Source organism: Actinosynnema pretiosum (assembly GCF_002354875.1).
GTDB classification, from domain to species: domain Bacteria; phylum Actinomycetota; class Actinomycetes; order Mycobacteriales; family Pseudonocardiaceae; genus Actinosynnema; species Actinosynnema auranticum.
In genome coordinates this window covers 5,769,384-5,793,302 of the sequence record NZ_CP023445.1, presented here as the reverse complement: position 1 = coordinate 5,793,302, position 23,919 = coordinate 5,769,384, and the positions used below count along the sequence as shown (strand labels likewise).

The following is a 23,919-nucleotide window of genomic DNA, read 5'->3' as shown; positions in this document are numbered from 1 at the left end:
CGGACCAACGCGATGTCCCGCAGACACCTGAGCACGGCACTGGTCGCACTACTCACAGCGGGCCTGTTCACGGCCGCCGCCGCACCGGCGTCCGCGCACGGGGGAGGCCCCAAGCAGCCGGTCATCGGCGAACCGCGCACCGAGCACGGCTGCGCCCGGATCGAGAAGTCGCTGCCCACCCTGGCCACCTGGCCGAAGGTCACCAGCCAGGTCAAGTCCAACCCCGCCGACGAGCGCAAGGTGCGCGAGCTCGTCTCCAAGATGACCCTGGCCGAGAAGATCGGCCAGATGACGCAGCCCGAGATCATCGCGATCACGCCGGACGAGGTGCGCCAGTACAACATCGGCTCGGTGCTCAACGGCGGCGGCACCTGGCCCAACCGGGACAAGCACGCCTCCACCGGCGACTGGCTCGCGCTGGCCGACTCGTTCTGGCAGGCGTCCGTCAGCACCAGGCTGAAGGTGCCGGTGCTGTGGGGCATCGACGCCGTGCACGGCAACAACAACGTCTACGGCGCGACGGTCTTCCCGCACAACATCGGCCTCGGCGCGGCGAAGGACCCGTGCCTGGTGCGCGACGTGAGCGCCGCGACCGCCGAGCAGATCCGCGCCACCGGCCAGGACTGGGCGTTCGCACCGACCCTGGCCGTGCCGCAGGACGACCGCTGGGGCCGCACCTACGAGGGCTTCTCCGAGGACCCGAGGATCGTCCGCGCCTACGGCTACGAGGCCACCAAGGGCCTGCAGGACGACGCGAAGCGCCGGATCGGCGAGGACGGCGTGATCGCCACCGCCAAGCACTACATCGGCGACGGCGGCACGACCGGCGGCAAGGACCAGGGCGTCAACCCCTCGTCCGAGGCCGACATGATCAACGTGCACGGCCAGGGCTACTACGGCGCGCTCGCCGCGGGCGCCCAGTCCGTCATGGTGTCGTTCAACAGCTGGACGAACGAGGACCAGGGCATCAACGAGGGCAAGCTGCACGGCAGCAAGCGCGCGCTCGACGACATCCTCAAGAACAAGATGGGCTTCGACGGCCTCGTCGTCACGGACTGGAACGGCATCGGGCAGATCCCCGGCTGCACCAACTCCAGCTGCCCGCAGGCGATCAACGCGGGCGTCGACGTGGTGATGGTGCCCGCCGACTGGAAGGCGTTCATCGCCAACACCACCGCCCAGGTCGAGTCCGGCGAGATCCCGCAGGCGCGCATCGACGACGCGGTGACCCGCATCCTGCGCGTCAAGCTGCGCTCGGGCCTGTTCGACGCGCCGAAGCCGTCCCAGCGCGAGCACGCGGGCGACAAGGCGTTGCAGCACGAGAACCTGGCCCGCGAGGCGGTGCGCAAGTCGCAGGTGCTGCTGAAGAACAACGGCAACGTGCTGCCGCTCAGCCCGCGCGCCAAGGTCCTGGTGGTCGGCAAGAGCGCCGACTCGATGCAGAACCAGACCGGCGGGTGGACGCTCACCTGGCAGGGCACCAGCAACACGAACGCCGACTTCCCCAACGGCACCACCATCCTCGGCGGCCTCAAGCAGGCGCTCGGTGAGAAGAACGTGGTGTTCAGCGAGACCGGCGACGTCGACCCCGAGGGCTTCGACGCGGTGATCGCGGTCATCGGCGAGACCCCGTACGCCGAGGGCAACGGCGACCTGGGCAGGCGCTCGCTGGAGGCGGCGAAGCTCTACCCGAACGACCTGGCCGTGCTGGACAAGGTCAGCGGCAAGGGCGCGCCGGTCGTCACGGTCTACGTGTCCGGCCGACCGCTGCACGTGAACAAGGAGCTGAACCGCTCGGACGCGTTCGTCGCGGCCTGGCTGCCCGGCACCGAGGGCGGCGGCGTCGCCGACCAGCTCGTGCGCGGCAGGCACACGTTCCCCGGCTTCACCGGGACGCTCTCGTACTCCTGGCCCAAGGGCGCGTGCCAGACGCCGCTCAACCCCGGCCAGGAGGGCTACGACCCGCTGTTCAAGCCCGGCTACGGGCTGAAGACCTGGGAGCGAAGCAAGGTCGGGCGCCTGGACGAGACCTCGCCCGAGACCGGGTGCGGCGGCAGCGGCGGCGGTGGCAGCGCGACCGAGGACCTGGACGTCTTCATCCGCCAGGACATCGCGCCGTACAAGAGCTTCATCGGCTCGGCGGAGAACTGGGGCGGCACGGAGATCGGTCCGGACGCCACGGCCGCGCACGCGGAGATCTCGGTCGCCCCGTCCGACGTCAACGTGCAGGCGGACGCGCTGCGCACGAAGTGGACCGGCGTCGGCCCGGCGCAGGTGTACCTCCAGCAGCAGGGCGGGGTCAGCGACCTGCGCGGCTACCGGAACACCAACGGGGCGCTCGTGTTCGACGTGATCGTGCACCAGAAGCCCGCGGCGCGGACGGTGCTGAGCGCGCACTGCACGTACCCGTGCCTGGGCGAGGTGAACGCGACCGGGGTGTTCAACTCGCTGGCGGTGGGGGAGAAGGCCACGGTGAAGGTGCCGGTGAGCTGCTTCGAGGCCACGGGCCTCGACCTGGAGGGCGTGAACACGCCGTTCCTGGTCTACACCGACGGTCAGTTCGAGGCGTCGTTCGCGAACGTGCGGTGGGTGCCGCAGGCGGGCGCCGACCCGGACGCGAGGACCTGCGCTGAGCTGAGCGGCTGACGCGCGGCCGAGCTCGACCAGAGGCGGGTCCCGTTCCGGCGGGGCCCGCTTCTCGCTGTTCAGGACCCCTTGCCAGGCCCGTGCCGGTGATAGATGATGCACGTCATCTATCCGGTTACCGGCCAGTAGGGGAGGTGGGTGTGCCCAGGGCCAGCCAAGCCCGCGCCGCCGAGCACCGGGCCCAGGTGCTCGACGCGGCCAGCCGCGCCATCCGCGAGCACGGCGTCGACCGCCTGCGCGTCCAGCGGGTCATGGCCGACGTCGGCCTCACCCACGGCGGCTTCTACCGGCACTTCGGCTCCAAGGACGACCTCGTCGCCCAGGCCTTCGCCTCCGCGTTCGAGGAGCGCGCCCAGGCCGTCCGCGGGCTGGTCGAGCGCGCCGAGGAGGCAGGCGAGCCCCCGCGCGCCGCCTTCCTCGCCTCCTACCTCTCCCCGCGCCACCGCGACGCCCCCGACCGGGGCTGCCCCATCACCGCGCTCGCCTCCGACAGCGCCCGCTCGGCGCCCGGATCACCGCTGCCCGAGGCGTTCGCGGACGGCCTGCGCCGCACCGCCGACCTGATCGGCGCGCTCGACGGCTCGGACCGCGAGCGCGCCCTGGTCGACATCTGCACCGCCGTCGGCGCCCTCACCCTCGCCCGCGCCTGCGGTGACGACCCGCTCGCGGACGGGCTCCTGACCACCGCGCTCGCCCACCTGACCGCCCCGACCGGAGGAAACCCAGCGTGAGAAGCGAATTCGACCGCGCCACCGCGCTCACCACCGCCGAGGACGGGACCCGCACCGCCGACCTCGATCCGCTGTGGACGGTCGGCGGGCGTCCGCACGGCGGGTACCTGCTCGCGCTGCTCGCCCGCGCCGCGTCCTCGCCGACCCACCCGCACCTGCTCGCCATCAGCGCCTCCTTCTCGAAGTCGCCGAAGCCCGCCCCGGTCCAGGTCGAGGTGGAGGAGATCCGCGCGGGCAGGTCGCTCAGCCAGTTCCGCACCCGCCTCAGCCAGGACGGGACCAGCTGCGCCGACGCCCTGGTCACCCTCGGCCACCTGGAGGACGCCGAACCCTGGTGGACCTCCGTCGACGCGGAGGGCCCCGCCGAGGAGGACTGCCTCCTCATGCCCGCCGAGGGCCCCGGCGGCTTCCCCATCGACCTGCTCAAGGTCGTCGAGCAGCGCGTCGAACCGGCCGCCGCCGGGTTCGTCCGGGGCGAGCCCGCCCGCCGGGGCGAGATCACCACCTGGCACCGGCTGGCCGACGGCGCGGACTGGGACCCGCTGTCCCTGCTGGTCCCGCTCGACCCGGTGCCGCCGATCTCCTACGACCTCGGCCTCACCGGCTGGGCCCCGACGATCCAGATGTCCGCGCACATCCGCCGCCTCCCCGCGCCCGGCCCGGTCCGGATCCGCATGGTGGCCACCGACGTCGGCGGCCAGCGCATGGACGAGACCGCGCACGCCTTCGACAGCAGGGGCCGCCTGGTCGCCCACGCCACCCAGATCGCGGGCGTGCGGCACTGACGGGAACCGGGCCCGACGCCGTGCCCGGTCACCCCCGCGACCCGCGCAGCGCCCGCTGGCACGGCGCCTCCACCAGGTGGTGGCACACCGCCGCGACCACCAGCACCGCCGCGACCACGGCCACCACCCCGAGCACCCCGTCCACGAACGGCGACAGCGCCAGCAGGCACGGCACCTGCACCACGAACACCGCGAAGCTGTACCGGCCCAGCCGCAGCGCCACCGGTCCCCGGAACACCCGCCGCACCGCCGCGCCCTCCTGCGCGACCCCGAGCACGGCGGGCCCGACCAGCACCAGCGCCCACAGCGGCGGCGCGCCCACCAGCGCCAGCGCCGGGACCAGCGCGAACACTCCCGCCACCAGCGGCAAGGCCCAGCGCCCCAACACCTCCGGCCCGCGCCCGCCCGCCAGGTGCGCCCGGCTCAGCAGCGCCCCCGCCGTGAAGTCCCCGAACGCCCGCCACAGCGGAGCCAGGTACGTCAGGTGCGCGTCGTCCGCCCCGAGCACCCAGTACGCGCCGAAGACCACACCGAGCGCCACGAAGTGCCAGCACCACGCCGCCCCTGCCCCGGACACCCGCCGCACCAGCGCCCAGATCACCGGGAAAACCAGGTAGCAGGCCAGTTCCGCGCTCAGCGACCAGGTCGGCCCGTTCCACGACAGCGAGTCCGCGAACCCCCACCCGTGCAGCAGGAGCGCCTGCGCCACGAAGTCCGCCCACGTCCCACCCCGCTCGAACCCCAGCCCGAGCACGTCCGACAGCACCGCGCCCACCGCCAACCCCGCGAGCACCACCGCGTGCAGCGGCCACAACCGGGCCAGCCGCATCCGCAGGAACCGCCCGTGCCCGCGCCCGGACGCCGCCTGCCCGAGCGCGATCCCGAACCCGCTGAGCAGGAAGAACACGTCCACCGCGAGGTAGTTGACCCGGTCCACCGCCTGCCAGGCGCCCGCCGTCGCCGGGACCATCACCGCCGCGAACGGCGCCAGGTGACCCGCCAGCACCCCCGCCGCGGGCAGCGCCCGGAACCCGGTCAGCGACCGGATCCCCTTCCCGGACAACCGGACCGCGTCCCCGCCGGTGACGGGGCCGGCGCCGCCGCGCGCCGCGCCGGACCCCGCCGCCAAGCCGGTCCGCCCCCGCCCCGCGCCCGCACCGACCCCGTCCGCCGTCACCGCCGACCGCCGCCCAGCTCGTACAGCCGCAGCTCGCCCAGGGTGCGCCCGCGCTCGACGTGCACCAGCCGCGCGCCCCGCGCCAGCTCGTCCACTTCGGACTGCGGCATCGACCCGAGCCCGCGCTCGGCCAGCGCCGTGGACACCAGCGCGTACCCGCCCCACTCGAACGCGGCCCGCGCCGTCCGCACCTCCTTGACCCGGAACCCGGTCAGCACGAACTTCCCGGTGTGCTCGCCCACCGCCAGCCGCGAGTTCGCGGGCAGCTCGCGGTCGGCCCACGCCTGGAACCGCGCGTACCCGTCGTCGCGGGTCGTGTGCACCACGGACCAGGCCGCCGCCGACCACACCAGCAGCACCGCCGCGATCCCGGCCGCCACCAGCCGCACCCGCCCGGCGTCGGCCAGCCACCCGGCCAGCACCACCGCCGTCGCCGCCGTCGCGGGCACCGCCACGAGGTAGAACGTCTGCTCCTCCAAGGTCCCGAACAGCACCGTGTACGCCATCGGCGGGCACACCGCGACCTGCCAGTGCAGCACCACCGCCAGCGGCCCGTCGGCCAGCTCCCGCCACCGCAGCGCCAGCAGCGCGCACGCCGCCACCACGCCGAACGCGATCACCAGGTAGGCCGGGGCGAACAGCCCGGAGTTGGCGATCAACCGCTCGCCCAGGGAGGACCGGCCCGGCGCGTTGTACCCGGTGGACTGCACGACCCCCACCGCCCGCAGCACCCCGGACGACTTCTCGCCCCACCACCCCGGCAGGTGCCCGGTCGCCGCGATCCCGGCCACGTACACCGCGTACACCGCCGCCTGCCCGCCCAGCGCGAGCAGCGCCGACCGCCGCGGTACGGGCCTGCGCAGCACCAGGAACAGCAGCAGCGGCACGGTCGTCACCAGCGCCGAGGTCTCCTTGCTCACCAGCGCCAGCCCGAACGCCGCGCCCGCCGCGAGCGCCCACGCCCCGCGCGCGCCCGCCACCGCGAGCAGCAGCACGCCGAGCAGCACCCCCAGGCCCATCAGCGTCTCCAGCGTGACCCGGCTGTCGAACTTCACCAGGTACGGGTTGAGCGCGAACAGCGCCCCCGCCAGCACCCCGGCCGCCCGCCCGCGCGCCCGGTCCGCCAGCAGCGCCACGACCACTGCGCTGGCCCCGCCCAGCACCGCGTTGACCCACCGCAGGTCCAGCACCGCCTGGAGCAGCGGCGCCGCCGGGTCGGCGAACAGCGACAGCAGCCCGAACAGCAGCGGCGGGTGCAGGTGGAACGGCTCGCCGAACAACCGCACCCCCCGCCCCTCGCCGATCGACCGGGCGATGTCGGTGTACTCGCTCTCGTCGATGAACAGCTCGTGCGCCGAGGCCGCGTTGTAGAGCCGGAGCCCCAGCGCCACCACGAACAGCCCGAGCAGCGCCACCGGCCACCCGACCGCCCACCTCGCTCCAGGGGGCCCACCGCTCGTGGGCGTCGTGCGCGTGGTCGTCGTCATCCGGTCCTCCCTGACCCGTTCGCCACCGCGTCCAGGTAGACGCGCTCCTGCTCGACGGCCAAGCCGTCCCACCGGTACCGGCCCGCGAAGCGCTTGCGCGCCCCGTCGCCGCCGTCGCACCTGCCGTCCACCCGTGCGAGCAGGTCCGCGTAGGCCGCCACGTCGAACGACGGCGCCAGCTCGCCCGCCCGCTCGGGCACGATCTCCCGCAGGCACGGGATGTCGAACGCCGCCACGGGCGTCCCGGTCGCCAGCGCCTCCAGCGCGACGATCCCGAACGTCTCGTACCGCGACGGCACGGCCACCACCCGCGCGCCCGCCATCAGCCGGAACTTCTCCCCACCCGACACCCAGCCCGCGAACCGGACCCGGTCCGCCAGGCCGAGCTCCGCGACCAGCGCCCGCACCCGAGCCTCGTCGGGACCGCTCCCGGCCAGCACCAGCGAGCCCGGAACCCGGTGGCGCGCCAGGGCCCACGACCGCAGCAGCAGGTCCAGGCCCTTCTGCGCGATCTCCAGCCGCCCCACGAACACCACGTCCGCGCTGCGCGGCGCGGTCACCTCGAACGCGTCCTGCGCGACCCCGTTCGCCACGACCCGCACCAGCACGTCGGGGTTCAGCGCCACCAGCCGCTCGGCGATGCCCCTGGACACCGCGACGAGCCTGCGGTGCGACCGCACCCCGTACCGCTCGACCCAGTGCACCGGGACCCGGTACTCGCGCGCCTTCTCGCGCGCGTTGAGCCACTGCACCACGCCGACCGTGGGCCGCCCGGTCCAGCGCGGCGCGGCCAGGCTGGACACGGGGGCGCAGAAGTCCTCCACCACCAGGTCGCAGTCCCGGCGCCGCACCTCGCGCGGCAGGGCCACCGCGTAGCCGAGGAAGCGGCTGAGCCGCGTCCGGCCCGAGAACGGTCCGATGTGGACGTACCGCACGCCGTCCTGCGTGCGGTCGGCGCAGCCGGGGAAGCGCGTGGTCAGCACGGTCACCTCGTGCCCGCGCGCCACGAGCCGCCGGTTCACCTCGTGCGTGCGCACCGACCCGCCGCCCGCGCCCGGCGCGGCGGGGTCCTCGAAACCCAGGTGCAGCACCCGGATCCGGCCGTCCCGCGCCGGACGCGGCAGGGGCGCCTGCGCGCGGCGCAGCAGGGGGGCGGCGAGCAGCAGCGCGACCAGCGCCGCCACCGCCGACCCGGCCGCGCCGCCGACCGCGACCCCGCGCGTCCCGGCCAGGTGCCAGCCGCCCGCGAGCCCGGAGCCGACCAGGACCGCCGCGCCGGTCAGGGCGAGCGCGACCCGCGCGTGCCACCGCGCGGCCAGCAGCACCACCGCCAGCACCGACACCGCCCCGTACCCCAGGCAGGCCAGCGCGAGCCACGGCAGCAGCCCGGCCGACGCCGCGTACCGCTCGGGCAGCAGCAGCCCGGCCGGGAGCACCGCGAGCAGCAGCGCGGACGGCACGGCCAGCCGCGCGAACGACCGCAGCGCGGTCCCGGCCGCCGCCGGGTCCCCGCGCAGCGACGGGAAGCCCACCACCACCGCCGCCGTGGCCACGAACACCGGGGCCTTGGCCAGCGCCGCCACCGCCTGGTAGCCGCCCGCGCCCGCGTCCAGCGCGGCGACCAGCACCGAGTCCGCGCACAGCAGCCCGGCCACGACCAGCTGCACGGCCGCCACCCCGCCGGTCTCCCGCCAGCGCTCGGCCTCCCGCAGCACGCCCAGCCGCCGCGCGCCGAGCCGCAGCCCCAGGTCCGGGCGCAGGTAGCGGGTCGAGAACCCCACGGCCGCGAGCGCGCCCAGCGCGTACGCCACCAGCGGCCCGCCCGCGCCGATCCCGACCAGCAGCAGGCTGCACCCCAGCCGCAGCGCGACCTCGGCCACCGACGCGCCCGCGTACACGTGGAACCGGCCCTCGCCCTGCAACCAGCCCCAGCCGGGCGCGGTGCAGGCGACCGCGAACGCGGCGGCCCCGACCAGCAGCGCCGTCCCCGGCGCGGCGAACGAGGTCGCCGTCACCGCGGCCACCACCGCGCCCACCACCCCGGCGAGCACCGACACCAGCACCGCGAACGCGATCCCGTCCCGCCGCCGGTCCGACCCGGCCGGGTTCTCCCGCACCGCGCGGGCCAGCGGGAGCGGCACCAGCGCGCCGATCCCCACCCCGACGGCGGTGAGCAGCGACTGCGCGGCCCCGAACGCGGTGTACTCGGCCGGGGGGAGCAGGTGCGCCATCAGCAGCGCGCACCCGTAGCTCAGCCCGCCGACCACGGCGGACGACGCGGCGAGCAGCGCCGTCGCCCCACCGGGGAACCGAGCGCGACCTGCCCGCCGCACCCGGTTCCCCCGGCCCGCCCGCGCCCGGTCCTCGGGCCCTGACCGCGCCCGGCTCCCGCTCTCGCGCTCCGCCCGCGCCCGGTCCTCCGCCCGCTTCCGGACCTCGTGCCCCGGCCGCGCCCGGCCGTCCGGGGAACCGCTGCCGCGCAACGGTTCCCGGTCACCGCGCCGACCGGCCTGCGGCGGGCCCTTCGGCCGCACCCGCCACTCCACGCCCGGCCGCTCACCCCACGCCGCCCCGCTCACCGGACCGCTTCCCCGGCCCGCGCGTCGACCTCCGCGGCGCTGATCCCCGCAGTGCCGATCCCCGCGGCGCCGACCCCCGCAGCGCCGACCCCCTCGCCGCCGATCTCCGCCGAGCCGACCGCGCCCACCACTCCGGCGTCCACCACCCCGCCGCCCGCGACCCCGGCGTCGACGCTCCCGCCGACCTCCACCGGCCCGGCCAGCAGGTCGTACCGGGTCGCCAGCCGGATGCGCGCCTTCCCGACCCCGAGCCGCCGCACCACCTTCGCCGCGCCGACCTCGTCGCACCCGCCCAGCAGCAACCGGGTCACCCCGTCCGCCACCACCACCTGGTCCGTCGACCGCACCAGCCCGGCGGTCGGCACCCGGCCGGGGATCTCCACCACCGCCGCGATGTCCGACCGCGCCCGCCGCGGCCGGGCCCCGGCCCGCACCGCCCCGCTCTCCTGCCGCAGCACCCCGGCCAGCAGGTCCGCGCTCCGCTCCCAGTCGAACCGCGCCGCCCACGCCCGGCACCGCGCCGCCACCGCCGCCGCGTCCTGCGGCGCGGTCACCGCCCGCAGCGCCCGCACGACCGCCGCGCCCAGGTCCCGCTCGTCGTCGACCAGCCACCCGGTGACCCCGTCGACCACCGAGTCCCTGATCCCCGGCACCCGCCTGCCCACGCACGGCACCCCGGCCGCCGCCGCCTCCACGACCGAGCAGCCCCACCCCTCGGCCGCCGAGGCCGACGCGGTCAGCCACGCCCGCCCGAGCAGCTCGTCGCGCACCGCGTCCGGCTGCCGCCCGTGGAACAGCACCGCCCGCCCCAGCGGGGCCGCCAGCTCCCGCAACCGCTCCCGCTCCGGCCCGTCGCCGACGAAGTGCACCACCAGGTCGGGGAACCGCGCCAGCACCTCGGGCAGCCGCTCCAGCAGCAGGTCGACCCGCTTGTGCGGCACCAGCCTGCCCACCACCACGATCGTCGGCGCGGCCGTCCGCCCGACCTCCGGGAACACCCGCGCGGTCCCGTTCGGCACGATGAACACCGGGGCGCGCAGCTTCAGCCGCCCCCGCATCTCCCGCCGGGTCGACGGCGACACCGCCACGTGCGCCCGCCCGCCGTACACCCGCCGCGACACCGGGCCCTCCAGCCACCGCCCCACCGCCGCCAGCGGCCGGGGGAAGCGCAGCGCGAACTGGTCCTGGTGCACGTGGTGCACCAGCTGCACCACCGGTGTCGCGCGCGGCAGGAACAGCGGCGAGAAGAACGGGATGCCGTTCTGGCAGTCCACGACGGCGTCGAACCGGTGCCCGTGCCGCGCCATCCGCAGCGCCGCCCGCCCGTACACGCCGAGCGTCCCGCCGGCCCGCAGGAATCGCATTCCGTCGATCACCTCGGACCTCGGCGCGCCTTTCTCGTGCGCCGTGAACCAGGTCACCTCCGCGCCCGCCGCGACCCACCGCTTGCCGATTTCGTGCATGTACTGCTCCGCGCCGCCCGCCAGGCTGTGCCGGACGTCCCGCCAATTCAGCACCAGCACGTGCCTGCCGAACAGCTCGACCGCGCTCACCGCGCCACCGCCGTCCGGTAGAGGCTGACCACGGACGCGAAGGACGCGATCCCGTCGCGCACCGGGTGGAACGTGGAGCGCCGGTCGTCGGTCCAGTCCACCGGCACCTCGACGATCTCCCCGCCCGCCTCGCGCACCCGCCGCAGCAGCTCCACGTCGAACGCGAACCCGTCCACCCGGCACCGCTCCAGCGCCGCGCCCAGCGCGGTCCTGCGGAAGAACTTGAAGCCGCACTGGGTGTCGCGCACGCACGGCACCAGCGGTCTGGTGAGGGTGCGGAACACCCGCCCGCCCACCCGCCTGCCCAGCGGTTGCCTGGTCACGAACCGCGCGCCGGGCGCGTGCCTGGACGCGATGACGGCGGCGGCGCCCGCGCGCAGCTCGGCCATGGTCCTGGTCAGGGTCTCGACGGGCGTGGACAGGTCCGCGTCGAAGAAGCCCGCGTAGGGCGCGGTGCAGGCGGACAGGCCACGTCGGACCGCGGCGCCCTTGCCGGGTTCGGCGCAGCCGATGACCTCGATGCCGACCCGCCCGGTCGGCACGCTCGCGGCCACGGCCGCGCTGTCGTCGGAACTGCCGTTGTCCACGACCACCAGCCGGGACGTCCACGGCTGGGTCTCCAGGAAGGCCGCGGCGCGCTTCAGTGAGCCCGCTAACCGGTCCGCCTCGTTGAAGGCGGGAACAACGATCTCAAGCTCAACCGCGTCCGCGACGCGGCTCAGGCTTGACCTCATGGTGGGCTTTCCTCCGAAGCAGTGGCTGAACTTCTCCGGGCGCGCTCGTCCGCCGCAGGAATAGGGGGTGACGTAGCCGGGAGAAAAGTGTGCAGGGCGTCACGGGCCATCCGTCGACGCCATCACTGACGCACATCGGGGAGGCCCCGAGGGACGTTACCAAGTGTGTTTGCGAAAATCGTTCAGGCCCGGAATCTCAGGGGGCATGTCACACGAAAGAGTGGATATTCCGCAGGGGGTGACAATCATCGCCCGGAAATGTGATCCCACGCTTCTGTGAATAACGGGAGGGGAAATCCGAAAAATGCGGAGATGTTTTACGCGGAACCCGCGCCGCGCCCGGCCCCCCGGGGCGAGGCGGACCGCGCGCCTGCCCTCCGCCACCGCCTCCGGGTCGCCGCCCACCGTCAGCGCGACCAGGGTCCCCCCGTGGACCGGGTGCGGGTGGGCCCCCGGTCCGGGGTCACCCGCGAGTGCGACGAACAGCGCCCGCCTCCACGCCCTCTCCGCCCGCACCGCGGGCACCGCCGGGTGGTCGCCGTCGCCGTCCTGCTCGACGGCCGCCGCCCCCGCCCCCGCGCACCTGCTCGGTCTGGCGCTCAATGCCACCGGCGTCGCGCTGACCGCGCTGGGCGACCTCGGCGCCGGGGTCGCGCTCGCGGCGCTCGCCCTCCCGCTGGCGGCGATGCTGTCCTCGACCGCCGGGACCCTGCTCCCGCGCCGCGCGGCAGTGCGAGACCGCGAACCGCCGCACCTGGCCCCGTGCCGCCACTCGGCTGGTTCGGTTCCTTCGCCTGACCTCGTCCCCCCGCACGAGGCCCGCCCCCGGAACCGGGGGAGGTTCCGGGGGCGGGTGGCGCGGCGGGGTGCGCCCTGAGCGTCAGGCGGCCAGGCTCCACAGCGCGAACGCGATCGCGTCCGCGTTGCGGTCCAGCGCCGTGGCGTTGATGTTCGCCGTGGTGTCGCAGGAGCGGTGGTAGCAGCGGTCGAACGCCACGCCCGCCGTGCCGCCCCACTTCTGCGCCTGCGCCGCGGTCTTGGTGACCTCGGCGCCGGTGAACAGCCCGCCCACCGGGATGCCCGAGCGGGCGAACGCCGCGTGGTCGCTGCGCCCGCCCACCGAGGTCAGCTCGGTGGCCACCACGCCGCTGAACGCCGACTGCAGGAGCTGCTGGAGCGCCAGCGAGCCCGAGGGCTGCCCGCTGGCGCTGTACACGAAGTAACCGGGGTTCGGCGAGCCGATCATGTCGAAGTTCAGGTACGCCTTGATGCGCGAGCGCTCGGCCGACGGCAGGTTGTTGACGTAGTAGGTCGAGCCGACCAGGCCCAGCTCCTCCGCGCCCCACCAGGCGAACCGGATGTGCTTGGTGGGCGCGAAGTTCGTGCGCGCCGCGGTCAGCGCGACCTCCAGCAGGCCTGCCGAGCCGGAGCCGTTGTCGTTGATGCCGGGACCGGCGGTGACGCTGTCCAGGTGCCCGCCGAGCATGATCGTGTTGTTGGCGTCGCCGCCCGGCCAGTCGGCGGTGAGGTTGTAGCCCACGGCGCCGTTCGAGGTGAACTGCTGCACGGCCGTGGTGTAACCGGCCGCGTCGAGGCGGGACTTCAGGTGGTCGACCGAGGCCTTGTAGCCGGCGCGGCCGTGGGCGCGGTTGCCGCCGTTGGCGGTGGCGATGGACTGCAGGGTGCTCAGGTGCGACTGGACGTTCGAGAGCGAGATGTCGGGCGCCGCTGACGCGGTGGGGGACGCGACCGCCTGGGCGGGCACGAGCGCGACGGCGAGCAGGGTGGTCGCCGCGAGCGCGGTCTTCGTGAAGGGCACGGGCTCCTCCGCAGGGTTGGGGATGGCCGTGACCCAGCGTGGTGGCTGCGCGTCGGTGGGCGCCAGCGACGTTCGTCGTGGCACGTTCGGTGCAGTGCGGCTGCACCGGATCTTCTTGGCGGGGAAGCGGTTTCTCCGGTAATTCCTCCCGGTCCACGTGGCGTTATTCCAACTATTCCTTCAGTGTCAGTCGAAGTTGGTACCTCAGAGCCTGCCGTCCGGCAGCACCCCGCTCTGGGCGGCGGCGACCTGCGCGTCGGTGAACGGCGGCGACAGCAGGTCCGAGCGCTGCGCCTGGCAGCGGAACAGGTCGGCGATGCAGTGCATCCGGTCGGCCAGGTCCGCCCAGTCGCGCGCGCCCGTGCCCACCAGGCTGTCCTCGGTCGGGTCCACCACGCGCAGCAGCGCCAGCAGCTCGGGGTCCGCCAGGCGCGCCAGCTCCGCCGGGAACCCGCCGCGCAGGTCCTCGCCCAGGCTCAGCGCCGTCCCGTCGGGCAGGGCCATGCGCATGAGCTGCGCGGTGACCACCCGGCGGGTCGCGGCGCGCGCGGCGTCGGCGAGGCGGGCGGTCGCGGCGCGCAGCGGTCCGCGCCTGCCGAGCAGCGCCGCGAGCGCCACCCGCAGCCAGCGGACCAGCCGGTTCCCCGGCAGCAGCGCCTCGAGCAACCGGCGCTCCAGCTCGGCCGCGCCCCCGAACGGGGCGTCCAGGGCGGCCGTGATCTCCGGTTGCAGGCGGGTCTGCTCGTGCAGGCCCACCTCGACGTTGGCCAGCAGCAGCGACTCGGCCCGCGCCTTCGGGTCGGTGGCGCGCATGGCCCGCAGGTAGTGGGTGAAGGCCTGCCGCAGGTAGTACTGCCCCTCGGGCGGCTCACCGGGCCGCAGCGCCGCGCGGAAGGCGGCGATCCGCTGCTCGTCGGGCAGGTCCGACGGCTCGCCGAACTTCGCCAGGAACCGGGCGAACTCGTGGCCGATCTCGGCGAACACCTTGAGGTTGCCGCGCGCGGCGGCCTCGCTCGCCGCGTCCAACCGCGCGGTGGCCACGACGACCTCCCGTACCAGCCGTTCGGCGTCGTCCAGCGCCCGGCGGGGGAACGCGACCCGCAGCGCCAGCGCGACCGCGCCGACGGCGGCCCCGGTCTGCGGGGTGGACAGCAGCCGCTCCAGCGCGCGCTGGGGATCCTCCCGGCGGATGGTCTGCCCGACCTGCTTGGACGCCCACACGGCGAACGCGCACCAGTTGGGCGAGCCGCCGGTGAGCGCGGCGAGCGCGGTCGAGAGGCGGTGGTAGCAGTGGGTGATCAGGACGTTGCGCAGGACCGGGTCGGCCAAGCCCGCGATCACCGCGACGTCGGACGTCGTGGGAGGCCGCGCCCCAGTCCTGCGCTCACGCACCACGACCCGTTCTCGTTCCACGACCCGACCTCCCCGTCCTAGTGGTCCCCTGGTGGGTCGTTCGAGGGGTGGGGGGTGTGACGGTGGGTCGCCGGGAAGAGGGTCACCCGGTGGTGGGGGAGCGGAGGGAGCGGGCGCTGAGGAGGAGGCGGTAGCAGAGCAGCAGGACGATGTGGAGGAGGTAGAGCCAGAGCCCGAGGGCGCCGACGACGGCGGGGCCGCGGAGGCCGGCGAACGGGAACGCCCAGTCGACGGGGATGGCGAGGAACAGCACGAACCCGTGGAGGAACCCCGCGAGCACGGCGGCGGTCGAGATCGCGCCCGCGGCGGTGGTCCGGGCGTCCAGCGCGTTGGGCCCGGTGGTGACGAGCACCGGCAGCAGCACGACCGCGAGCAGCACCCAGACCAGGTGGAACGAGACGAGCACGCCGCGGGCGGCTGCCCACCCGCCTGCTTGGTAGTCCGGGGCTATCTGCGGCGCGAGGGCGAGGGCGAGCGCCAGCAACAACGGCGAGGCGACCAGGGCGGGCAGGAACCCGAGCCGCCCCAACCACCCGGTCCGGCCGCTGGAGGGCAGTCCGGCGACCTGCACGAACCCCCGCCGGAGCCCTTCGCCGCACAGGCAGGCGGCGAGGAGCGCGGACAGCAGGGCGGGCCAGGAGGCGGTCAGGGCGGCGTGCCCCAGGGCGCGCAACGCGCCCCCGGCGGGTTGCGCGGCGGGCAGCGCCTCGCCGAGCAGGCGGAGGTTCTCGACGACCAGCTCGTCCCCGAACAGCACCCCGACCCCGCGCAGGGCGAGCAGCAGGGCGGGCACCAGGCCCAAGGCGGTGAAGAACGCGGTCCCGGCCCCCCAAAGCGCGATGTCCCGCCCCCGCAAGGCCCGAAGGGCGTGCCGAACGACGGCAACCCCGAACCCCAGAACCCCCCGAACCACATCCACCCGGCCCACCTACCCTCCACAGCCCAGAACACACTGTTGAACACCGGCGAGTGGGCTGAACTCCACCGCTCAGCCCTGCGCTGGTTGCCACGCGCCGGCCCTGCCCCGTGCAAACCCGCTGCACCGATCCCAAGCCCTGGCCGGTAGCGGCGCTTCTGCCCTAACGGCCGGTAGCGGCGCTTCTGCTCTAACGGCCAGTGAACGGCCCACTCACCCTTGGTTGAACGGTCCGTTCAACTCCACCTCCGGTTGAACGGACCGTTCAACCGACCACTAACTCCGCCTGCTGCTCCTGTCTGCCGCATATCTCGGCTTGTGCTGGTTGAACGGTCCGTTCACTCCCGGTTGAACGGTCCGTTCACCTTGCCACTGATCCTGGTCGCCATCCCTGCTTGTGGCGTGTCCCAACCTGTGGCGGTTGAACGGTCCATCTGTTCTCCGTTGAACGGTCCGTCTGTTCTCGGTTGAACGGACCGTTCAACCGGTTGCTGGTCCTGCTTGCCGCACCTATCTGCGCCTCAGCTCGCCGGCGGCGGTTGAACGGTCCGTTCACCCCTCGTTCGCTGGCGGCGGTTGAACGGTCCGTTCAACCCTCGTTGAACGGACCGTTCAACTGACTGATGGATCTGCGGTCCATCCCTGCTTGCCTGCGGCTTCGCTTGGCTGGTGACTGAGCGGTCCGTTCGTTTCCAGGTGAACGGACCGTTCATCTGGAGATGAGCGGTCCGTTCACCTGGAGGTGGGCGGTCCGTTCACCTGGAGGTAGACGGTCCGTTCATCTGGAGGTGGGTGGTCCGTTCGTCCTCCCCTAGGGGAGCGGTCGGTTCGTTTGCAGGTGAACGGACCGTTCATCCCCGGTTGAACGGTCCGTTCAACCGGCCGCTGGCCTTGGCAGCCGTCCTTGTCCGTGGGGCGCTCCACCCGACGGCGGTTGAACGGTCCGTTCACCCTTGGTTGAACGGACCGTTCAACCACCCGTCCAACGCCCCACCCCACCCCAGCCACCCCACCCCCACCGCTCTGCCCAACCCCCATCCTCCGCCGTTCTGCCCAACCCCCACCCGCCGAATAACGTTGCCCCGTGACCCAGCCCCCACCCCCCACCCCCACCCCAAACCCCACCCCCGTGCAAGCCTGGTCCCAGGTCCACGCCCAAGACGTCTCCCACAGCCGCCTGGCCACCGCCTGGATCACCCTCGTCCACCGCCTGGCCCCCCACCTGGACCAAGTCCCCCCGGACCTCCTCTCCGCCGCAGGCGTCCTCACCACCGCCGCCGCCCTCCCCGCCGCAGCAGCCGGTCACCACTGGCCCCTCCTGGCCCTCCTGCTCCTCACCGCCGCAGGCCTCCTGGACGGCCTCGACGGCGCCGTGGCCATCCGCACCGGCAAAGTCCGCCCCCTGGGCGCCGTCGTGGACGCGGTGGCCGACCGCCTCTCCGACCTCTGCCTCCTGGCCGTCCTGGTCCTCCTGGGCGCCCCCGAACGCCTGGCCACCGCGGTGGGCGCCGCCCTCCTCCTCCACGAGTACGCCCGAGCCCGCGCCCAAGGCGTGGGCCTCACCGGCGCAGCCGCCGTCACCATCGCCGAGCGCCCCACCCGCGTCGTCGTCGTCGCCGTCGCCTGCCTGGGCGCAGGCATCTGGCCCGACGGCGCCCCCTGGTTCGGCTGGTCCTGGGGCGCCCTCTGCCTCTGGCTCTGGGCCGCGATCTCAGCGATCGGCGGCGCCCACCTCGCCGTCGCGCTCACCCGCGCCCTCCGCCAGTAGCGGCCTGCCCTTCCACGTCAGCGTCCCCCGCGCCCGCCCCCGCACCGACCGCCCGATCAGCACCACCAGCGCCCCCACCGACACCGGGTGGGCGAGCGGGTCCGGCCACGCCCGCCCGCCGGTCCGCCGGGCCGCCACCACCCGCCCGGCCACCCCCGCCGCGTACCCCGCCAACCCCACCCGCGACCCCAGGACCGCGGCCACGGCGGGCAGCACGAACAGCCACGCCAGCACCCCCGCCAGCCCCACCGACCCCCAGGGCGACCCGCCCATCGCCCACAGCGACTTCCCGTACCCCTCCGCCACCTCGCCCCACCCCCGGTACATCCGGCACTCGGCGATCCGGCTCCCGTCCACGACCACCCCGCGCCCCCCGGACCGCTTCACCGCCCGCACCAGCGCGATGTCGTCCAGCACCTCCCCGCCCACCGCCGCGAACCCGCCGCACCGCGCCAACGCCCCCGCGTCCACCACCAGGAACTGCCCGCACGCCGCGCTCAACGACCCCCGCGCCGACCGCTCCGCGACCCGCAGCGGCAGGAACACCAGCCACGACCACTGGAGCAGCGGCTGCACCAACCGCGTCGCCGCGTCGTCCGCGAGCTGCCGGGGGAAGGGCGACACCAGGTCCAGCCCGGTCGACCGCAGCAGGTCCACCGACGCGGCCACGGCGTCCGGGGCCAGCACCACGTCCGCGTCCACCAGCACCAGCACCCGCCCGCGCGCCGCCTCGGCCAGCTGCGCGCAGGCGTTCGCCTTCCCCGGCACCCCGAACACCGGTGGCGCGCCCGTCAGCACCCGCAGCCGCGCGTCCCCGCCCGCCGCCTCGCGCACCACGTCCGCCGTGCCGTCGGTCGACCCGTCGTCCAGCACCAGGACCTCCAGGTCCGGCACCCCGCGCTGCGCCAGCAGCGACCGGATCGTCGCCGCGATCCGGTGCGCCTCGTCGCGCGCGGGCACCAGCACCGACACCGGCTCCGAGCACGGCGGCGGGTCCGCGCGCGGGGAGCGCAGCAGGCGCGCGTTCACCGCCGAGTGCACCGCCCCGAGCACGGCCCCCGCGCTCGCCGCCGCCACCGCCGCCCGCAGCACCCGGCTCACCGCCGCCCCCGCCACAGCGCGCGGGCGAACGGCGCCGCAACCAGGCCCATCAGCACCCCGCCGACCAGCGACACCCACGGCCTGCCGAAGAACGCCGCGTGCGCCCACACCGACGACCCGTACGTCCACAGGTACAGCACCGGCGCGGGCCCGAGGACCAGGTCGGTCTCGCGCTCGGCGCGCGGCCCGAGCAGCCGGTGCAGCGCGCCGGTGATCAGCAGCGACACCAGCAGCCACCCGGCGAAGTTGGTCAGCGGGATGCCCTCCACGCCCGGCAGCGCGGGCTCCGGGTCGGCCCACCGCCAGTGCCCGGCGTCGACCATCTGCGGGTCGAGGAACACGTCCCACGACGCCAGCGCCCACGCGGCCAGCGGCGCCGCCGCCCAGCCCGCGGCCCCGCCCCACCGCACCCGCTCCGCGAGCGCCCGCCCGACCAGCACCGACGGCCAGGCCATCATCACCCACGCCATCGGCACCACCACCGGCACGTCCAGCACCTCCAGGCCGAGCGTGCCGGTGTACCCGTAGTCCCCGAACGGCACGCCGGTGCGCAGCCCGACCGCCTCCGCGACCAGCCCGCCACCGCCCGCGACCACCGCCAGCAGCCCCGCCGCGCGCGCCCCGAACCGGGACGCCGCGTCCAGCAGCGACGCGGCGCAGAACAGCGCCACCGAGGTGATCGTCAGCGGCAACCGGTCGGCCGGGTCGGTGACCGCGTAGAGGATCTGGGCCAGCACGACGCCCGAACCGCACAGCCAGGCCGCCAGGGGGAGCACGCGCGCGGAAGATCGGGAGAGCAGCGAGGATGGCACAAAAGGGACCCTAAAAGCGGTACCCCGATCGCGCTTGATGAGCGTGCCCGGTGTTCGCCGCGCGTGGCGCGGGCCACCCCGACGGCCCCGCGCCGCGCTGGCGAAACCCTTGCCGCCCAAGAAGCCCGCCCTGCTCAGCGAGCGGACCGGTGATCTCGGTGCCACGATCACCGGCATGGTCGTCAGCACCCCGAGGTCCTCCGTCTCACCGTCACCCGAGCACACCCCGTCACGTCCGGGTCGTGACCGCGAGGCGGTCCTGCTGCCCGCCCGGCCCGGTCGGCCCCGCGCCGAGGGCGACGGCCCGAAGGTCGCCGTCGTGGGCGGCGGCATCGCGGGCGTCGCGGCGGCGGTCGCGCTGGCCGAGCGGGGCGCGCGGGTGGTGCTGCACGAGGCGCGCGAGGACCTCGGCGGCAGGCTGCGCGGCTGGGAGAGCGGCAACGGCGAGGTGATGACCAGGGGTTTCCACGCGTTCTTCCGCCAGTACTACAACCTGCGCGCCCTGCTGCGCCGCGTCGACCCCGGCCTCGACAGGCTGCGCCCGGTCGCCGACTACCCGCTCGTGCACGCCAACGGCACCCGCGAGAGCTTCGAGGGCCTCCCGCTGACCCCGCCGTGGAACGTCGCCGGGTTCGTGCTGCGCAGCCCCGCGTTCGGCCTGCGCGACCTGGTCCGGATGAACGGCGCCGCCGCCTCCGCCCTGTTCGACGTGAGCGTGCCGGGGACCTACGCCGACCTGGACGGGGTCGACGCGGACACGTTCCTGCGCCGCATCGGCTTCCCGGACGCGGCGAGGCACCTGGCGTTCGAGGTGTTCTCGCGCAGCTTCTTCGCGCACCCGTCGCGGCTGTCGGCGGCCGAGCTGGTGACGATGTTCCACATCTACTTCCTCGGCTCCAGCGAGGGCCTGCTGTTCGACGTCCCGGACGCGCCGTACCCGGAGGCGCTGTGGGAGCCGCTGCGGCGCCACCTGGAGGCCCTCGGCGCGCAGGTGCGCACCGGCAGCGCGGTGGAGCGGGTGGACCGGACCGGCTCGGGCCACCGGGTCGTGGCGGGCGGGGCGGCGGACGAGGTCGACGCGGTGGTGCTGGCGGCGGACGTGCCCGGCCTGCGCTCGGTGGTCGGCGCCTCGCCGGAGCTGGCCGACGCCGCCTGGCGCACCAAGGTCGGCTCGCTGCGCACGGCCCCGCCGTTCCTGGTGTCCCGCTACTGGCTCGACCGCCCGGCCCGCGTGGACCGGCCGCCGTTCCTGGGCACCAGCGGGTTCCGGCTGCTGGACAACATCAGCGTGCTGGACCTGTTCGAGGAGCCCGCGCGGGCGTGGCGGGAGCGGACCGGCGGGTCCGTGGTGGAGCTGCACGCCTACGCCGTCGACGAGGCCGAGGTGGCGACCGAGGCGGGGAGGGCGGAGGTGGCGGCGCGGCTGCTCGCCGAGGCCGAGGGCGTGTTCCCGGAGCTCGCGGGGGCGCGGGTCGAGCACGTGGAGCACGTGGTGGGTCAGGACTGCCCGCTGTTCGCGCCGGGGACCTTCGGCGACCGGCCGACCGTGACCACCACCGACCCGACCGTGGTGGTGGCGGGCGACCTGGTGCGGGTGGACCTGCCGGTCGCGCTGATGGAACGGGCGGCGACCAGCGGTTTCCTGGCCGCGAACGCGCTGCTGGGGCACTGGGGCGTGCAGGGGCACGACCTGTGGTCGGTGCCGAACCGGGGCCGCTCGCCGCTGCTGCGCAAGGCCGCCGCGCGGGCGCCGAAGGTGCGCTAGCGGGTGCTCGGGGGCGGGTGCTCGGGGGCAGGTGGGCGGACCGCTCACCCGCCCCCGCTCACCCCTCCCACACCTGTCCGCCGAGCGCGCGCCTTGGCCGCCCGTACCCGCGCCAGTACACCCCGAACCCGTCCCCGAGCGGCCCGGTCTCCGCGAGCAGCTCGACCCCGTCCACCAGGTCGTACCGCGTCGCCGCGCCCGCGAACCCGGACAGCGGCAGGTCGTTCACCACCACGTCCAGGAACTCCACCGACCCGAAGTCCGTCAGCATTCCCGTGACGCCCCGGAACATCGGGGCCTCCACGATCACCTCCGCGCTGCCCAGCGGCGGCGCGGGCGTGCCCGGCGGGTAGCTGTGCCGCCGCCGGTAGGCCCAGCCCGCGGCGCGGCACTCCACGGAGATCGCGAACGTGCCGCCGAACAGGTGCGCCACCCCGGCCCGCAGCTCGTCGCCCGCGCGCACCGGGTGCGGGATCGGGGCCGCGCCCACCCCGCCGGTCTCCAGCTCCCACCACAGCTGGTACTCGCGCTCGCCGCCCAGGTCGTTGACGTCCACCCCGACCTGCGCCAGGTGCCCGGCGCCGGGGTGCGCGCCGTCCAGGCCCACCCACACCGCGCACTGCGTGTAGTAGTCGCCGACGCCGGGCCGGGAGTGCGGGTGCGGCACGGTCCAGGTCGCGGAGACCGACCGGAACGTGCCCGGCGCGCCCCTGAGCACGTACCCGGCCCAGTTGGTGGACGACCCGGCCTCGGTGCCGGGCAGCGCGGCCTCGGCGAGCGGAGGGGGCGGCGCGGGCGCCTCGGGCGCGACCCGCGGCCCGCCCGGTGGCACGGCCGGGTCCTGCGCCCACCCCAGGGCCGACCCCTCCGCCCCCACCCGCAGCGGGGGGTGCTCGCGCGGCTCCGCCGCTCCGGCCTGGACCTCGGCCGCCTCGAACGGCGTGGACATCGGGGCTCCTCCCGGCCTCGCGGTGGCCCGGCCCGACACCGCGCGGGGCGCCGCCGACCGGTGTGCGGCGGTGATCGGCAACTCTAGCCGCGCGCGCCCGCTTCCACCGGACGGCCGCGTCCGACTGCCCCCGGAGCACCCCGGATGCGACCATCCGGCCCGTACCCGATCCACCCGCGTGGCGGCAGGATGGTGGCGTTGGCCTAGGACAAGGAAGTCCCGATGGGAAATCGCTTTCACACCCCGCTCGCCCTCGCGCCCGCCGCCCCGGCGGCGCCGGGCGCGGCGCTGCTGTCGGACACCGAGCTCGACCCCGCCGCCCTGTACTCGGTGACCTACGAGGGGCTGGTCAACAACAACTCGTTCCAGCAGGACGCGATCCTCACCGCGCACGGCCACCAGTACGCGGCCTGGTACACCTCCACGCGCGAGGCGGTGGTCGCCCGCCGCGCGCTGGGCGGCCCGTGGCGCACCGCCGTCCTGCCGCACCGGCTCACCGCCGACGACTCGCACAACGTGATCTCCCTGGGCGTCTCGCGCGCCACCGGCGCGCTGCACGTGGCCATGGACTGCCACAACACCCGCCTGCACCACACCGAGTCCGTGCCGGGCCTGACCGCCCGGCCGGGCGACCACGAGTGGTCGGCGGGCCTGTTCGGCCCGGTCCGCCGCACCCTCGGCGGCCTGGAGCTGGGACCGATGACCTACCCGGCGTTCCTGACCGCGCCGGACGGCGCGCTCCAGTTCTCCTACCGCACCGGCCGCTCCGGCTACGGCGCCCAGGAGCTGGCGGAGCTGCGCGACGGCCGGTGGCGGGCGCTGGGCGCGTGGACGTCGGCGACCGGCGAGTACACCGCGCCGAACGGCGTGGTGTCCGGGACCCGCAACGCCTACCTGCACGGCCTGACCTACGACCTGCGCGGGAGGCTGCACGCGGCGTTCACCTGGCGCGAGGGCGTCGTCGGCGTCGCGGGCGCGCCGGGCGGGCTGGCCAACCACGACACCGGGTACGCGTTCAGCGACGACCGGGGCCGCACCTGGCGCAACGCCGGGGGCGCGGTCGTCGGCACGACCGGGGGCGCGCCGATCGGCATCGCCTCGCCGGGCGTGCTGGTCGACCGGGTCGGGCCGGACCGGGGGCTGATGAACCAGGAGTCGCAGGCGGTCGACTCCTCCGGCGCCCCGCACGTGGTGATCAGCCACGTGCCCGAGCGGTTCACCGGGGTGGTCGAGGACTACCCGAGGCGGCGGGCCCAGCACGGGCGGGTGTTCCACCTGGTGCGGCGCGGTTCCGGGTGGGTCAAGCGGGAGGTGCCGGTGGTGCCGGGGCACACCCAGCGCACCCGGCTCGTGCTGGACCGGGCGGACAACGCGTACCTGCTGATGCCGCGCGGGCGGATCGTCTCCGCGTCGGCGGCGAGCGGGTGGTCGGACTGGGCGCTGGTGCGCGACGGGCTGCCCGGCGCGTTCGGCGAGGTGTGCGTTGACGTCGGGCGGGTGCGGTCGGAGGGGGTGCTGTCGGTGCTGTACCAGCGGGAGTCGACGCGCACGACGCCGTCGCCGATCCGGGTGGCGGACCTCCGGCTCGGGTGAGGCGCCCGCGTCGACCCTGAGCGCTCCCTGAAGGTCCGGCCCGCCCGCTCGCGGGCGTACCGGACTTTTGGGAAAATCACGCGTGTACTAC

The 23,919-nt window shown here is 75.1% G+C and carries 17 protein-coding genes; 6 read left to right on the top strand and 11 right to left on the bottom strand.

Annotated features, from left to right (window positions below; genetic code table 11):
• The first annotated feature begins 12 nt into the window (after window positions 1–12).
• From CNX65_RS24470 to CNX65_RS24460, 3 genes are all read left to right on the top strand, one after another.
• A complete protein-coding gene (locus CNX65_RS24470) occupies window positions 13–2,646 on the top strand; it encodes a glycoside hydrolase family 3 protein (RefSeq protein WP_096495865.1) in 2,634 nt (877 codons plus the stop codon).
• A gap of 140 nt (window positions 2,647–2,786) precedes the next feature.
• Window positions 2,787–3,377, top strand: a complete 591-nt coding sequence (locus tag CNX65_RS24465; RefSeq protein WP_096495864.1) for a TetR/AcrR family transcriptional regulator — start codon at window positions 2,787–2,789, stop codon at window positions 3,375–3,377.
• Window positions 3,374–4,162 carry a thioesterase family protein gene (locus CNX65_RS24460; RefSeq protein ID WP_096495863.1) on the top strand — a complete coding sequence of 263 codons (789 nt, stop codon included), beginning with the start codon at window positions 3,374–3,376 and terminating at the stop codon, window positions 4,160–4,162. The genes CNX65_RS24465 and CNX65_RS24460 overlap by 4 nt, the downstream gene beginning before the upstream one ends.
• A 28-nt stretch (window positions 4,163–4,190) precedes the next feature.
• On the opposite strand, the gene CNX65_RS35695 is transcribed toward CNX65_RS24460, so the two are convergent.
• The 8 genes from CNX65_RS35695 to CNX65_RS24415 form a co-directional block, all read right to left on the bottom strand.
• Window positions 4,191–5,225: an acyltransferase family protein gene (locus tag CNX65_RS35695; RefSeq protein ID WP_157767831.1), complete on the bottom strand. Its 1,035-nt coding sequence runs from the start codon at window positions 5,223–5,225 to the stop codon at window positions 4,191–4,193.
• A 110-nt stretch (window positions 5,226–5,335) separates the two neighbouring features.
• A complete protein-coding gene (locus tag CNX65_RS37380; RefSeq protein ID WP_096495862.1) occupies window positions 5,336–6,826 on the bottom strand; it encodes a glycosyltransferase family 39 protein in 1,491 nt (496 codons plus the stop codon).
• Window positions 6,823–9,405 carry a glycosyltransferase gene (locus tag CNX65_RS36415; RefSeq protein WP_198320552.1) on the bottom strand — a complete coding sequence of 861 codons (2,583 nt, stop codon included), beginning with the start codon at window positions 9,403–9,405 and terminating at the stop codon, window positions 6,823–6,825. The genes CNX65_RS37380 and CNX65_RS36415 overlap by 4 nt, the downstream gene beginning before the upstream one ends.
• On the bottom strand, window positions 9,402–10,958 hold the full coding sequence (locus tag CNX65_RS24440) for a glycosyltransferase family 4 protein (protein ID WP_096495861.1): 1,557 nt from the start codon (window positions 10,956–10,958) through the stop codon (window positions 9,402–9,404). The genes CNX65_RS36415 and CNX65_RS24440 overlap by 4 nt, the downstream gene beginning before the upstream one ends.
• The gene (locus tag CNX65_RS24435) at window positions 10,955–11,692 is read right to left on the bottom strand and encodes a glycosyltransferase (protein WP_096495860.1); all 738 of its coding nucleotides are present in this window, start codon (window positions 11,690–11,692) and stop codon (window positions 10,955–10,957) included. The genes CNX65_RS24440 and CNX65_RS24435 overlap by 4 nt, the downstream gene beginning before the upstream one ends.
• Before the next feature lie 880 nt (window positions 11,693–12,572).
• Window positions 12,573–13,511 carry a M28 family metallopeptidase gene (locus CNX65_RS24425; RefSeq protein ID WP_096495858.1) on the bottom strand — a complete coding sequence of 313 codons (939 nt, stop codon included), beginning with the start codon at window positions 13,509–13,511 and terminating at the stop codon, window positions 12,573–12,575.
• Between the two features lie 204 nt (window positions 13,512–13,715).
• The gene (locus tag CNX65_RS24420; protein WP_157767830.1) at window positions 13,716–14,924 is read right to left on the bottom strand and encodes a hypothetical protein; all 1,209 of its coding nucleotides are present in this window, start codon (window positions 14,922–14,924) and stop codon (window positions 13,716–13,718) included.
• Window positions 14,925–15,006: 82 nt separating this feature from the next.
• Window positions 15,007–15,780, bottom strand: coding sequence for a YhjD/YihY/BrkB family envelope integrity protein (locus CNX65_RS24415; protein ID WP_157767829.1), 774 nt, complete (start codon window positions 15,778–15,780; stop codon window positions 15,007–15,009).
• 1,189 nt (window positions 15,781–16,969) lie between these two features.
• Here CNX65_RS24415 and CNX65_RS24405 point away from each other — a divergent pair.
• Window positions 16,970–17,608 (top strand): CDP-alcohol phosphatidyltransferase family protein, encoded by a 639-nt coding sequence (locus CNX65_RS24405; RefSeq protein WP_096495855.1) that lies wholly within the window; start codon window positions 16,970–16,972, stop codon window positions 17,606–17,608.
• On the opposite strand, the gene CNX65_RS24400 is transcribed toward CNX65_RS24405, so the two are convergent.
• Together CNX65_RS24400 and CNX65_RS24395 are read right to left on the bottom strand one after the other, a co-directional pair.
• Complete coding sequence (locus CNX65_RS24400) at window positions 17,552–18,709, bottom strand: glycosyltransferase (protein WP_096497975.1); 1,158 nt, start codon at window positions 18,707–18,709, stop codon at window positions 17,552–17,554. The two genes, CNX65_RS24405 and CNX65_RS24400, sit on opposite strands and share 57 nt — an antisense overlap.
• Window positions 18,706–19,521, bottom strand: a complete 816-nt coding sequence (locus tag CNX65_RS24395) for a carotenoid biosynthesis protein (RefSeq protein ID WP_096495854.1) — start codon at window positions 19,519–19,521, stop codon at window positions 18,706–18,708. The genes CNX65_RS24400 and CNX65_RS24395 overlap by 4 nt, the downstream gene beginning before the upstream one ends.
• Before the next feature lie 175 nt (window positions 19,522–19,696).
• Here CNX65_RS24395 and CNX65_RS24390 point away from each other — a divergent pair, with 175 nt between their 5' ends.
• Window positions 19,697–21,286, top strand: a complete 1,590-nt coding sequence (locus CNX65_RS24390) for an FAD-dependent oxidoreductase (RefSeq protein ID WP_096497974.1) — start codon at window positions 19,697–19,699, stop codon at window positions 21,284–21,286.
• A 58-nt stretch (window positions 21,287–21,344) separates the two neighbouring features.
• Here CNX65_RS24390 and CNX65_RS24385 read toward each other — a convergent pair whose 3' ends face one another.
• Window positions 21,345–22,235, bottom strand: coding sequence for a G1 family glutamic endopeptidase (locus CNX65_RS24385; protein ID WP_096495853.1), 891 nt, complete (start codon window positions 22,233–22,235; stop codon window positions 21,345–21,347).
• A gap of 222 nt (window positions 22,236–22,457) precedes the next feature.
• Between CNX65_RS24385 and CNX65_RS24380 the strand changes: the two genes are divergently transcribed.
• Window positions 22,458–23,828 carry a BNR repeat-containing protein gene (locus tag CNX65_RS24380; protein WP_096495852.1) on the top strand — a complete coding sequence of 457 codons (1,371 nt, stop codon included), beginning with the start codon at window positions 22,458–22,460 and terminating at the stop codon, window positions 23,826–23,828.
• Window positions 23,829–23,919 lie beyond the last annotated feature (91 nt).

Excerpts from the sequence above, each read along its gene's own strand:
- CNX65_RS24470 (WP_096495865.1), top strand. The coding sequence starts at position 13 with ATGTCCCGCAGACACCTGAGCACGGCACTGGTCGCACTACTCACAGCG.
- CNX65_RS37380 (WP_096495862.1), bottom strand. The coding sequence starts at position 6,826 with ATGACGACGACCACGCGCACGACGCCCACGAGCGGTGGGCCCCCTGGA.
- CNX65_RS24435 (WP_096495860.1), bottom strand. The coding sequence starts at position 11,692 with ATGAGGTCAAGCCTGAGCCGCGTCGCGGACGCGGTTGAGCTTGAGATC.
- CNX65_RS24390 (WP_096497974.1), top strand. The coding sequence starts at position 19,697 with ATGGTCGTCAGCACCCCGAGGTCCTCCGTCTCACCGTCACCCGAGCAC.
- CNX65_RS24385 (WP_096495853.1), bottom strand. The coding sequence starts at position 22,235 with ATGTCCACGCCGTTCGAGGCGGCCGAGGTCCAGGCCGGAGCGGCGGAG.
- CNX65_RS24380 (WP_096495852.1), top strand. The coding sequence starts at position 22,458 with ATGGGAAATCGCTTTCACACCCCGCTCGCCCTCGCGCCCGCCGCCCCG.